This is a genomic window from Indiicoccus explosivorum (genome assembly GCF_002167005.1).
In the GTDB taxonomy this organism is placed as follows: Bacteria; Bacillota; Bacilli; order Bacillales_A; family Planococcaceae; genus Indiicoccus; species Indiicoccus explosivorum.
Map to the genome: position 1 here is coordinate 64810 of NZ_NHTN01000008.1, position 12077 is coordinate 76886.

Genomic DNA, 12077 nt, shown 5'->3' on the forward strand with positions numbered 1-12077 from the left:
AGAGGGAGCATTGGTACGTAAAGAAAAAGGACTGTCAGGAAAACAGAAAGCGGCCCTTCTCCTCATTTCCATGGGTCCCGAAGCTTCCGCCAGTATTTACAAGCATTTAAATGAAGAAGAAATCGAGCGGCTGACCTTGCAGATTTCCAGCGTGAAAAAAGTTGAACCTGAAGTGAAAGAAGAAATCATCGAAGAATTCCATAACATTGCCCTTGCTCAGGATTACATATCGCAGGGGGGCATCGGGTATGCGAAAACGGTTCTCGAAAAGGCCCTTGGACAAGACCACGCGCAGACGATCATCAACCGGCTGACGTCTTCTCTGCAGGTGCGGCCGTTCGATTTCGCACGAAGGGCTGAACCGGCGCAGATCCTGAACTTTATCCAGCATGAACACCCGCAGACGATCGCGCTGATCTTGTCTTACCTAGACCCGCAGCAAGCGGGTGTAATCCTATCGTCGCTGCCTCAGGAAGGACAGGCGGATATTGCGAGGCGGATTGCGACGATGGATTCAACATCCCCTGAAATCATCAGCGAAATCGAAGCGGTTCTGGAGCGCAAGCTGTCTTCTTCCGTGACACAGGACTTTTCCGTCACAGGCGGAGTCGATGCGGTGGTCGAAGTGTTGAACGGCGTAGACCGGGCGACAGAGAAAACGATCCTCGATGCGCTTGAAATCCGCGATCCGGAACTCGCTGAAGAAATCAAGAAACGGATGTTCGTCTTCGAGGATATCGTGACCTTGGATAACCGGTCCATCCAGCGGGTGATCCGGGATTGTGAAAATACCGATCTGCTCTTGGCAATGAAAGTGTCGAGTGAGGAAGTGAAAGATATCCTGTTCCGGAACATGTCCGCCCGAATGGCAGAGAACTTCCGGGAAGAAATGGAAATCATGGGGCCGGTCCGCCTGAAAGATGTGGAGGATGCGCAATCACGCATCGTGAGCATTATCAGGCGTCTGGAAGAGGCCGGGGAAATCATCATTGCCCGCGGAGGAGGGGACGAGCTCATTGTCTAAAATTCTTCGTCCCGCCATCACAAGGGATACAAAAGAAATCGAAATCCGCACGATGCTGATCCGGGACTTTTTTTCGCCTGAAGAACAAAGCGAAGCGGAAAAACAGTTGCTGGATGAACAAAGAAAGGAATTGGATGCCCAGCAGCGGAGACTGGATGAGGGATTCAGGCAGCTTGAAGACCGCTATCACGCTTTCCGGGATGAAATGGTTTCCGCCCGCAGCTCTTGGGATACAGAAAAGCAGCAGCTCCAGCAGCAAGCATACGAGGAAGGGTTCCAGCAAGGATTCGAAGAAGGTCGCAGTAAAGGGTTCGAATCCGTCACGGAAGCCATCGGACAAGCGAACGAAACTGTCCGGTTTGCCGAACAGCAGGCGGCAGCTTATTTAGAGGACCAGGAACGGATTATCCTGGAGCTTGCCCTGACATCGGCTGAGCAGATCATGAATACGGAAATCGCTGAAGCGGAAGAGAAGTATATTCCGCTGGTTAAAAAAGCGATAAAAGCAGCCCGGGAAGCGGACAAAGTGAAGGTATTCATCCCGCCTGCCCGGTACCGTCTTCTGACGGAAAACCGGGAGGAGCTCGTCAGCCTCCTGCCTGCAGATATCCCGCTGATCATTTTCGCGGAAGACGGACTTGAAGAGACCGCCGGTTTTATCGAAACGAATTTCGGCCGGATTGATTTCAGTATCGATGAACAATTGAGCGGACTGCGGACCAAACTGACTGACATGCTGACAGGAGGAACAGGATGAAAGCGGAAGAGCTCATCAGCCGGATCCCGTCAATCCGCACACTGAAAAAATCAGGCCGAGTTTCCAGGGTGGTCGGCCTGATGGTTGAATCGCAAGGTCCTGAAAGTTCAATCGGGGATATTTGCCATATCAGACTTAGTGATGGAGGAACCATCGCCGCGGAAGTGGTCGGATTTAAAGGCGACTCTGTCGTCCTTATGCCATTTTCCTCTATCCGGGACATCGCAGCGGGCTGCCTGGTGGAAGCTCAGGGACACCAGCTGGAAATCAGCGTCGGCCCTCAGCTGGTCGGTAAAGTACTGGATGCGATGGGTCAGCCTTTCGATGGAGCGCAGCTGCCGAAAGGGCTTGTCCGGACCAAGACGGAACAGGAACCGCCGAATCCGCTGTCCAGGCCGCCGATCGATGAAAAACTGGCGGTCGGCGTGCGGGCTATCGACAGTATGCTCACCATCGGAAAAGGACAGCGTATCGGGATTTTTGCCGGTTCCGGCGTCGGGAAAAGCACGCTGCTCGGTATGATCGCGCGCAATACGAACGCGGATCTGAATGTAATCGCGCTGATCGGTGAAAGGGGCCGGGAAGTCCGCGAATTCATCGACCGCGATCTCGGGCCGGACGGACTGAAACGGTCGATCGTCATTGCGGCTACTTCCGATTCACCGGCCCTTATGAGAATAAAAGGCGCCTTCACTGCAACGGCGATTGCGGAATATTTCAGGGACCGGGGGCTGAACGTCATGCTGATGATGGATTCGGTCACCCGAGTGGCCATGGCGCAGCGGGAAATCGGCTTGGCTGTGGGAGAACCGCCCGCTACCCGGGGGTATACCCCTTCTGTCTTTTCCGTCCTCCCGAAATTGCTCGAAAGGACAGGTACGAACATGCATGGTTCCATCACTGCTTTTTACACCGTGCTGGTGGATGGTGATGACTTGAACGAACCGATCGCCGATACCGTCCGGGGGATCCTCGATGGTCATATCGTATTAGACAGGACGCTGGCGAATAAAGGGCAGTTTCCCGCAATCAACGTTTTGAAAAGCATCAGCCGCCTCATGAATCACATCGCGGATGACAGGCATAAGACGGCCGCCGAGCGCATTCGTGACCTCTATTACACCTATGCCAAAAATGAAGACTTGATCAACATCGGCGCCTATAAAAGAGGAACTTCGCAGGAAGTGGACGAAGCGATCCGTTATGAACCTTTGATAACGGAATTCCTGAAACAGGGCTACTTGGAAAACATCCGGCTAGAGGAAAGCATTTCACAGCTTGAGAAACTGGCGTTCAATGGAGGGTGACTATGAGATACGCTTACCGCTTCGATCAGGTGCTGAATCTGAGGGAGCAGGAAAAGACGGAGGTCGAATTGGCCTACCAGGCAGCGGTGGATCAGTTCGAAAAGACAGCGACTGAACTTTACGAATTGCTGAAGAGGAAAGAAGATACCATCCGGACACAGCAGGAAGAAATGAAAAAAGGGTTTTCTGTCACCGCTGTGCGCCACTATGCATTTTTCATTGAAGGACTGGAAAGTTCCATCGAATTCATGCAGCGGCGGGTACAGAAAGCGCGGACGAATATGGCGTGGCATGAAGACAAATTGCTGGAAAAAACGCAGGAAATCCGGAAATACGAAAAGATGAAAGAAAAGGACTATGAGCGGTTCCAGCAGGAAAGCGACCGCCTTGAGATGATCAGAACCGACGAACTGGCATCCGCCCAATTCTTCAACCGGGAAAACTGGTGAAGGGATGATGAAAGGGAAAGAAAGTACATCCGTAAAGAAACCAGGAAAAGCGCTGCTGATTTTCTCATGGGGGGTCATACCCGCCTTGTTCGCTCTTGCGGTTTTCCTGACAGTCGCTCAAGTGCTGGGATGGAGTATCACTGAAAAACTCGCCCCGCTTACCGGAGACCTGCTGTTTTCAGGAGAAGAAACTGAAAAAACGGAACAAGTGCTGCCGGCTGCGGAAGAGCTTCAGCAGACCATCCAGGAAAAAGAAGCGGAAATCTCGACCTTGCAGGCGGAATTGGAAGCCAGTGAACAACTGAACAGTGAATTGCTGGCAGAACAGGAAAAACTGCTCCACGAAATCGCGGTCCTGGAGCGGACGGATGAGCTGGAGGAAACGGAATTCAAAGAAGTGGTGGCCACGTTTGAAGCGATGTCAGCGAAATCTGCGGCTCCGATCCTTTCAGCGATGGAAACCACGGAAGCACTCCGGATCTTTCAGCAGCTGACGCCTGAAACGGCAGCTGCCTTTCTTGAGAAAATGGATCCGGAACTGGCAGCTGACTTCACTGAAAAGCTTTCCAATTGAAGCTTCACGATGAGAGGGGGTGAACAGATGAACATCAGCTTAATCGTTCCGCAGCACACAGGGAAATCCACGTTGGTCCCGACCGAAATGAAAAAAGAGACCGGGATTGCGTTCGGCGCTGTCTTCAGCGGGATTGCAGCTGAAAAAGTGCAGGCTGAACAAGACCCGGCGGGGGTTCCTGCAGCACTTGCTGAGCTTGCGGCACTGCTCGGATCGGATTCCACCTCTGCTGAGGCGGAGAAGGAACTTCCTGAAGAACTTTCCCGGATTGCTGCAGGACTGGCCGATCAGGGTGATCTGGAGGGAATTACGGTCGCTGGACTGGCGGCGGAACTGAAGATGGAAGAGCGCCAAGCGGCGGAGCAGCTAAGCGAACTGACTGGAACCGAAGTGGAACCGACTGATCGGCTGGAGACCGCTGTCGCCCACATCCTTGAAGCTGGTGAAAAACTGCTGGCGATTGCCGGAAAAGGGACCGGCACAAGCACCCCTATCGAAGCCGAAGCGCTTCTTTTTGCAGTGAAAGTGCTGAAAATTGCTCAGAAAAGCGCCGTCAAACCAGTTTTGTCCCATACGGAAGAATCCGCAATGAGGGATATCAGTCTTCTTCTGAAAGAATTGGCGCATGAAGCAGGGGGCAGGGCGAAAGCCCCCATGTTCAGCGGGGCACCTTTTTTGGTCCGTCCATCCGCATCTCTTGCTGCTGCGGCTCAGAAAACTGGAGAAGTAAGCGGAGAACGGCGGCAGTCCGAATCTAAGCCGGTCCATCCGGCTGTGAAGCAGCAATCTGTCCAAGTAAAAGGGGGCGGGGAAGGAAGTACTTTGAAAAGCTCTTCCGAAGAAACACAGTCGTCGCCTTTGCTGCATGAAAACAGGTCCGGAGCCTCCATAAAACCGGCGGAAAAGCAGGAACCCGCCCGCCAGCTTCCTGCACAGGAGTTCGAAAAGTTACTGAACCGAGCGAAATTCGGCCAGGCTAATGGAGCTTCAAAACTTCTGATCCGGCTGAATCCCGGTCATTTAGGAATGATCAGACTTGAAATCGTCCAGCGGGAAGGCGTTTCCACAGTCCAGCTGCTTGCTTCGACCGCCCATGGCAAAGAAATGCTCGATTCATCCCTTTCCCAGCTGAAACAGGCCTTCCTCCAGCAGAACGTGGCAGTGGATCGGATCGAAATCACACAGGCCCTCCAGGATGCATCCGGCAAAAACCGGCAGCAGCAATCCGCCGGTCAGGAACCGCAGGAACAGAGGGAGAACAGGAACGACCCTGAAACGGAATTCAATGAATTTCTACTGGAATTGGAGGCGGAAAATGTATGGATATGAAAACAATATCTCAAGGGTATTACGTGCCGGCGGCGGACCAGCTAAATATCGCTGAAAAATCCAATGGCAGTCTGGACAAAGACGATTTCCTGAAAATCCTCATCACACAGCTGCAAAACCAGGATCCAACAAATCCGATGCAGGACCGTGAGTTCATTGCACAAATGGCGCAATTTTCAGCATTGGAACAGACCATGAACCTGTCCAAATCATTCGAGTCTTTTGCGGCAGCCCAGCAGCAGAACCAATTGATCCAATACAGCTCGTTCATCGGAAAAACTGTCAAATGGCATGAATTGACCGGTGAAATGGCTGAAACCGGCAAACCTGAAACAGCGGAAGGTGAAGGAAAAATCACGTCCGTACGCTTTGTCGATGGCTCGGTGGAGTTCCTGCTGGAAGACGGCAAGAAACTTGTCCCTGCGAATATCTCTGAAGTCATCGGCGGCTGAGGAGGTGAACCATCGATGGGCATTCACATAGGACCATCCCTGCCACATGGGCCGGTCCAGCAGACAACTTTCCGTCCGCAGGTGAATCCGAAACAGTCTTTCCTGCAGCGGCTCCATGAAGCAGGGGGAAATCTTCAAATAAGCCGGCATGCGGCGGAACGGCTGGCAGAACGGAACATCCGTATTTCTGAAACAGAATGGAAAAAAGTCGGAGAAAAAGTGTTTGAGGCGAAAAATAAAGGGGTAAAGGAATCGCTTGTCCTTTTGGAGCAGGCAGCGCTCATCATTAGCGCAAAAAACGCCACAGTCATCACAGCCATGGACAGACAGGAAGCCAAAGAACAAATATTCACCAATATCGACGGCACCATTGTGCTGAACTGACGGCAGGACCCTGAATGGGATGCCGGCGGACCGCGGACTGACCGAAGCGGCCGAAATCGAAAGGGGAAACCAAAAATGTTGCGTTCAATGTACTCCGGAATCAGTGGAATGAAAAACTTCCAGACAAAACTCGATGTGATCGGCAATAATATCTCAAATGTAAATACGTACGGCTTCAAAAAAGGCCGGACGGTGTTCAAAGACATGATTTCACAGACGATGCAGGGCGCCTCGGCGGGGACGGATGCACGGGGAGGCATCAACCCGAAACAGGTAGGGCTTGGCTCTCAGATGGCTGCCATCGACACGATCCATAATGCCGGTGCGCTCCAGTCGACCGGAAGAGGGCTCGACCTCGCGATCGCCGGTGACGGATTCTTCCAGATGGCGGATATGGACGGTAATGTCTTCAATAATCCGCTTTATACGCGGGCGGGCAATTTCTATATGGACAGTGAAGGAAGCATCGTAAACGCGGACGGAAAGTACTTGGTCGGCGCAGCAGCCACTGTGGCTCCAGGCGGGGATTATCCGCTCGCATCGGCTGTTTCCAAAGACCCGGCAAGAGCGGGACAGAACCTGGACAGTGAAAACAACCACATACCGGATCTCACACCTGTGCAGATTGACGGCGTGCCGCAGGGCGGCGGGACAGCTTACGGTCCCCTTATGATCCCGACAGATGCCCAGAGCATGAACATCGACCAGCATGGTAACGTCACATTCGTCGATTCGGAAGGGGCACTCCGCTGGGCGGGACAGCTCGTATTGGCAAAATTCCCGAATACGGCGGGACTTGAAAAAGTGGGGGGCAACTATTTCAGAAGCACCACGAACACCGGAGATCCTCTTCTTCAGACGGCGCAGGAATCGGGGATCGGATCGATTGAATCGGGCTACCTCGAAATGTCCAATGTCGATCTTTCGGAAGAGTTCACTGAAATGATCGTCGCTCAGCGGGGATTCCAGGCGAACACCCGAATCATAACCACTTCGGATGAAATCCTGCAGGAACTGATGAATCTCAAACGATGATACTGCCTGAGTGAAGGAGGGAGGGCCGGTTCGGCCGGCCTGTCTATATGATTCATCTCACAAAGCTGAACGGAAAACCATTTTATTTGAATGCCCTGTACATTGAAACGGTGGAAGAGTTCCCCGATACGACCATTTCCCTGACGGACGGAAAAAAATATATCGTACTCGAAAAGAGTGCGGAAGTTGCAAAAAAAATCGAATCTTTTTACCGCAGCGTACAGCTGATGCCCCAGGCGGGAGGTGAAGAAACTTGAAAAATAAAGTTCTGGGTGTGCTGATGATCATGCTGGTTTCCATCGCTCTGATCGGTGTGGTGGTCGTGATCCTGGTCAATCAGCTGACCGGGGAAGCGGCTGGTGCGGAACCATCGATTGAAGAAGTTGCGGAAGCCTCCGTCGATGTCCCGGAGATGACAACGAACCTGAAAGACGGCAATTTTATCCGTCTTTCATTGAAAGTCCAGGGAAGCAGCAAGGATGCAGCAGAGGAACTGGAACTGCGCATGTTCCAGATCAACAACCTCATCATCAGCGAACTGTCTGAAAAGTCTGCGGAAGAACTGAACGGGAAGGAAGGGAAACTGGCTTTCCAGGAAGCGCTCAAGGCACAGCTGAACGAACTGATGCAAAAAGGCGAAGTCGAGAAAGTCTACCTCACATCCTACCTGATTCAGTAAGAGCACCAAAGTGGAAGGAGGCGGGCAAATGGCGGGCGATGTTTTATCGCAAAATGAAATCGATGCACTGCTGTCCGCGCTGTCGACAGGTGAGATGTCAGCGGACGAAATAAAAAAAGAGGAAGAGCAGAACCGGATTAAAATATACGACTTCAAACGGGCGCTGCGCTTTTCCAAGGACCAGGTACGGAGTCTGACAAGAATCCATGAAAATTTTGCCCGCTTGCTGACAACATATTTTTCAGCCCAGCTGCGCACATACGTACAAATAACTGTCGCATCCGTCGATCAGATCCCTTTCGAAGAATTCATCCGCTCCATCCCGAATATGACACTGATTAACGTATTCGAAGTGCCGCCGTTGGAAGGCAACATTCTGATGGAGATCAATCCGAATATCGCGTATTCCATGCTGGACCGGATCATGGGCGGAGCGGGGATCAGCAACAGCAAAATCGAGAACCTGACGGAGATCGAAACGAAAATCATGACCGCCCTCTTTGAACGTGGATTCGACGGTCTGCGGGAAGCATGGGCGAATGTGGCGGAAATCGACCCGATTCTCAAGGAGCTGGAGGTCAATCCGCAATTTTTACAGATGATTTCCCCGAATGAGACAGTCATCGTCATCTCTCTCAATACAATCATCGGTGAAACGAGCGGCATGATCAACATCTGCATCCCGCATGTCGTACTCGAACCGATTATTCAGAACCTGTCTGTGAGCTACTGGATGCAGACGAATAAAAAACAACTGTCTCCGGAAAATATGGAAAATCTCAAAAAACGGGTCCGGCATGCTGAAATGCCGGTCACTGTGGAGCTCGGTTCCGCCGAAATTTCGATCGAAGATTTCCTCCATCTCGGTGAAGGGGATGTCATCCAGCTGAATAAGCGGATCGATGTGCCGTTCGATATAAAAATCGGCGGTGTGCTCAAATTTATCGGGCAGCCCGGTCAACTGAACAATAGGATGGCTGTTCAAATTTTGGAAATCGTGAAAGGAGGGGAAGAAAGTGAGTGACGGCATGCTTTCCCAGGAAGAAATTGAGGCGCTGATCAGCGGGATGGCTCCGGCAAATAAACCGGAAGCGAAAGTTCTGCGGACGGAAGATTACTTGGATGCCTTTGCAATAGACACGCTCGGAGAACTCGGGAACATATCATTCGGCAGTTCAGCGACGGCACTTTCATCGCTTCTGGGGCAGAAGGTGGAAATCACGACCCCATCCATCAGCATCATCGACAGAGCGGACCTTGAAAAGGAATTTCCGAAGCCGTACGTCGCGATTCAAGTGGAATATACGCAAGGCCTGTCGGGCGAGAACCTGCTTGTCATCCAGCAGTCCGATGCGGCGATCATCGCCGACCTGATGCTGGGCGGTGATGGTGAAGACGCCGGTGCAGAAGAGCTGAATGAAATCCATCTGAGCGCCATTCAGGAAGCGATGAATCAGATGATGGGTTCCGCCGCGACATCCATGTCGACGATGTTCAATAAAAAAGTGGATATTTCCCCGCCGACGATCGAACTGCTCAATGTAAAAGAAGACACCGGAACGGATACACTGCCGGAAGATCACCTGCTGGTGAAAATTTCGTTCAGCCTGAAAGTCGGGAATTTGATCGATTCAAGCATCATGCAGCTGCTTCCGCTGTCGCTGAGCAAATCGATCATCAGCAGTCTGACAGGAGAAACGGATACGGAAGAAACTCCTTCACCTTCTGCTGAAACAACTTCCGCCGGAAGCCAGCCTCCGCATGCTGCCGGTGGCGGACCCCGTAACCTGCCGCCGCAGACGGAAACGCGTCCGAAGAAAGAGGAAGTGCCCGTCCAGCGGGCCCAATTCATGCCATTCGAACCTTCAAAACTGAGCGCACCTGAATCGAACAACTTGAACATGCTGCTGGACATCCCGCTGCAGGTGACGGTTGAACTGGGCCGGACAAAGCGCTCCGTGAAGGAGATTTTGGAACTGACCGGCGGCTCCATTATCGAACTGGATAAACTCGCCGGCGAACCGGTGGATGTGCTGGTCAACAACCGGCTCGTCGCACAGGGGGAAGTCGTGGTCATCGATGAAAACTTCGGTGTCCGGATCACAGATATAAGCAGTCAGGCGGACCGTCTGAACAAACTGAAATAATGGGGGAAACAGAAATGGCAAAACGGATTTTGGTAGTCGACGATGCAGCATTCATGCGCATGATGATCAAAGACATCCTTACAAAAAATGGATTTGAGGTAGTCGGGGAAGCGGCAGACGGCCAGCAGGCAATCGAAAAATACAGCGAACTGAAACCCGACCTTGTAACGATGGATATCACAATGCCCGAGATGGATGGAATCTCTAGCCTGAAAGGAATCAAAGCGCAGGACCCTTCCGCCGTCGTCATCATGTGTTCCGCGATGGGGCAGCAGGCAATGGTCATCGACGCCATCCAGGCAGGCGCCAAAGATTTTATCGTCAAACCATTCCAGGCAGATCGCGTCATCGAGGCGATCCAAAAAGCGATCGGTTAAAAGTGGTCATGATGATACGTTCCGTTTTCGCAGCGGCGTTCTTGTTCCTGGCCGCTCCAGGGGTTTCTCCTGCGCTGGCGGACGAATCAGTGGCTGACTCCCTGACAGGAGAACCGAACGCAGAAATCGTCGCAGAACCTGCGGAAACATCAGTCGGTGTATCAGCGGGGGATTACATCAAGATGGTGGCTGGCCTGCTGTTTGTCCTGGCGCTCCTGTACGGTGTGCTTAAAATCGTCGGCAGTAAGAACAGAGTTTTTCAGCAGACGCAGCTTATCCGGAATCTGGGCGGAATCCAGCTTGGAAACCAAAAATCCGTCCAGCTCATCAAAATCGGCGGATCGGTGTTTATGATCGGAGTCGGAGAAGATGTCTCACTCATGAAAGAACTGGACGACCCGTCGGAAGTGGAAGCGCTCCTCCGGCACTACGACAGCCGGCAGGCTCCTTCGGTCAGCCCATACATTGCTGAACTTGCAAAAAAAGCAGCCGGCAGCCGCCGTCACCGGACAGGGGAGTTCGGGGATATGTTCAAAAACCGGCTGGATCAGCTGAAGGATGAACGGAAAAGCGGTCTGTACGGAACCCGGAAGAAGGAGAACGATCAGCCATGAATGAGTTTGTCCAGTTTTTTGCCGAATCGGATGCCGGAGCGGTCTCGACATCGGTGAAACTGCTGCTCCTGCTGACTGTGCTTTCCCTTGCGCCGAGCATTCTGATCATGATGACCGCATTCGTGCGGATTGTCATCGTGCTTTCCTTCGTCAGGACAGCGCTCGCGACGCAGCAGATGCCCCCGAACCAGGTGATCATAGGACTTGCACTCTTCCTGACTTTTTTCATCATGGCGCCGGTATTCGAAGACGTGAACGAACAGGCGCTGACGCCGCTTTTTGAAGATGAGATTTCCCTGGATGAAGCTTATGAGGCGGCAAGCATCCCGTTCAAGGAATTCATGAGCGAACACACGCGCCAGAAAGATTTGGAGCTCTTCTTGAGCTATACAGAGGCGGAACGCCCGGATTCGCTTGAGGACATTCCGTTGACCATGCTGGTTCCGGCATTCGCGCTCAGTGAAATAAAAACCGCATTTCAAATCGGATTCATGATCTTCATTCCGTTCCTGGTGATCGACATGGTCGTCGCGAGTATCCTCATGTCCATGGGGATGATGATGCTTCCGCCGGTCATGATTTCACTACCGTTCAAGATCCTGCTCTTCATTTTGGTGGATGGCTGGTATCTCGTGATGAAATCTTTGCTGGAAAGCTTTTAGGAGTTGAATGCTAATGTCGGGTGAAACGGTCATTTCAATTGCTGAACAGGCGGTTTGGGCGATTCTGCTCGTCAGCGGCCCCTTACTTCTTGTCGCGCTCATTACAGGTTTGGCGGTGAGCATTTTCCAGGCCACCACACAAATTCAGGAGCAGACGCTGGCATTTGTGCCGAAAATCATTGCCGTCCTGGTCGCGCTCATCTTTTTCGGTCCTTGGATGCTGGGCCAGATGACCATGTACACACGGGATATATTTGAAAACCTGATCAGGTATATCGGCTGACGCC

Annotated in this window: 17 protein-coding genes; all 17 read left to right on the forward strand. The window is 52.3% G+C overall.

The window, feature by feature from the left end; genetic code table 11:
* Positions 1 to 10: 10 nt before the first annotated feature.
* Positions 11 to 1024: a flagellar motor switch protein FliG gene (gene fliG / locus CCE92_RS02395; protein WP_088005923.1), complete on the forward strand. Its 1014-nt coding sequence runs from the start codon at positions 11 to 13 to the stop codon at positions 1022 to 1024.
* A complete protein-coding gene (fliH, locus tag CCE92_RS02400; protein ID WP_162287795.1) occupies positions 1017 to 1781 on the forward strand; it encodes a flagellar assembly protein FliH in 765 nt (254 codons plus the stop codon). The genes fliG and fliH overlap by 8 nt, the downstream gene beginning before the upstream one ends.
* Positions 1778 to 3088, forward strand: coding sequence for a flagellar protein export ATPase FliI (gene fliI, locus CCE92_RS02405; RefSeq protein ID WP_088005925.1), 1311 nt, complete (start codon positions 1778 to 1780; stop codon positions 3086 to 3088). Before fliH ends, fliI begins: the two co-directional genes overlap by 4 nt.
* Positions 3089 to 3090: 2 nt before the next feature.
* Positions 3091 to 3537, forward strand: coding sequence for a flagellar export protein FliJ (gene fliJ, locus CCE92_RS02410; protein ID WP_088005926.1), 447 nt, complete (start codon positions 3091 to 3093; stop codon positions 3535 to 3537).
* A gap of 7 nt (positions 3538 to 3544) precedes the next feature.
* Positions 3545 to 4111, forward strand: a complete 567-nt coding sequence (locus CCE92_RS02415) for a MotE family protein (protein ID WP_162287796.1) — start codon at positions 3545 to 3547, stop codon at positions 4109 to 4111.
* Between the two features lie 27 nt (positions 4112 to 4138).
* Entirely contained in the window at positions 4139 to 5440 is a 1302-nt protein-coding gene (locus CCE92_RS02420) for a flagellar hook-length control protein FliK (RefSeq protein WP_162287797.1), read from the forward strand.
* Positions 5431 to 5892 (forward strand): flagellar hook assembly protein FlgD, encoded by a 462-nt coding sequence (gene flgD / locus CCE92_RS02425; RefSeq protein WP_088005929.1) that lies wholly within the window; start codon positions 5431 to 5433, stop codon positions 5890 to 5892. Before CCE92_RS02420 ends, flgD begins: the two co-directional genes overlap by 10 nt.
* A 15-nt stretch (positions 5893 to 5907) precedes the next feature.
* Positions 5908 to 6276 (forward strand): TIGR02530 family flagellar biosynthesis protein, encoded by a 369-nt coding sequence (locus tag CCE92_RS02430; RefSeq protein WP_088005930.1) that lies wholly within the window; start codon positions 5908 to 5910, stop codon positions 6274 to 6276.
* A 75-nt stretch (positions 6277 to 6351) separates the two neighbouring features.
* Positions 6352 to 7311 carry a flagellar basal body rod protein FlgG gene (flgG, locus tag CCE92_RS02435; RefSeq protein ID WP_088005931.1) on the forward strand — a complete coding sequence of 320 codons (960 nt, stop codon included), beginning with the start codon at positions 6352 to 6354 and terminating at the stop codon, positions 7309 to 7311.
* Positions 7312 to 7358: 47 nt separating this feature from the next.
* Positions 7359 to 7568 (forward strand): flagellar FlbD family protein, encoded by a 210-nt coding sequence (locus CCE92_RS02440; RefSeq protein ID WP_088005932.1) that lies wholly within the window; start codon positions 7359 to 7361, stop codon positions 7566 to 7568.
* Positions 7565 to 7990: a flagellar basal body-associated protein FliL gene (gene fliL / locus CCE92_RS02445; protein WP_088005933.1), complete on the forward strand. Its 426-nt coding sequence runs from the start codon at positions 7565 to 7567 to the stop codon at positions 7988 to 7990. Before CCE92_RS02440 ends, fliL begins: the two co-directional genes overlap by 4 nt.
* Before the next feature lie 28 nt (positions 7991 to 8018).
* Positions 8019 to 9014, forward strand: a complete 996-nt coding sequence (gene fliM, locus CCE92_RS02450; RefSeq protein WP_088005934.1) for a flagellar motor switch protein FliM — start codon at positions 8019 to 8021, stop codon at positions 9012 to 9014.
* Positions 9007 to 10137 carry a flagellar motor switch phosphatase FliY gene (gene fliY / locus CCE92_RS02455; RefSeq protein WP_088005935.1) on the forward strand — a complete coding sequence of 377 codons (1131 nt, stop codon included), beginning with the start codon at positions 9007 to 9009 and terminating at the stop codon, positions 10135 to 10137. The genes fliM and fliY overlap by 8 nt, the downstream gene beginning before the upstream one ends.
* A 14-nt stretch (positions 10138 to 10151) precedes the next feature.
* A complete protein-coding gene (locus tag CCE92_RS02460; protein ID WP_088005936.1) occupies positions 10152 to 10514 on the forward strand; it encodes a response regulator in 363 nt (120 codons plus the stop codon).
* 11 nt (positions 10515 to 10525) lie between these two features.
* Entirely contained in the window at positions 10526 to 11128 is a 603-nt protein-coding gene (locus tag CCE92_RS02465) for a flagellar biosynthetic protein FliO (protein ID WP_162287798.1), read from the forward strand.
* Complete coding sequence (gene fliP / locus CCE92_RS02470; protein ID WP_088005938.1) at positions 11125 to 11790, forward strand: flagellar type III secretion system pore protein FliP; 666 nt, start codon at positions 11125 to 11127, stop codon at positions 11788 to 11790. Before CCE92_RS02465 ends, fliP begins: the two co-directional genes overlap by 4 nt.
* 13 nt (positions 11791 to 11803) lie before the next feature.
* Positions 11804 to 12073 carry a flagellar biosynthesis protein FliQ gene (fliQ, locus tag CCE92_RS02475; protein WP_088005939.1) on the forward strand — a complete coding sequence of 90 codons (270 nt, stop codon included), beginning with the start codon at positions 11804 to 11806 and terminating at the stop codon, positions 12071 to 12073.
* Positions 12074 to 12077 lie beyond the last annotated feature (4 nt).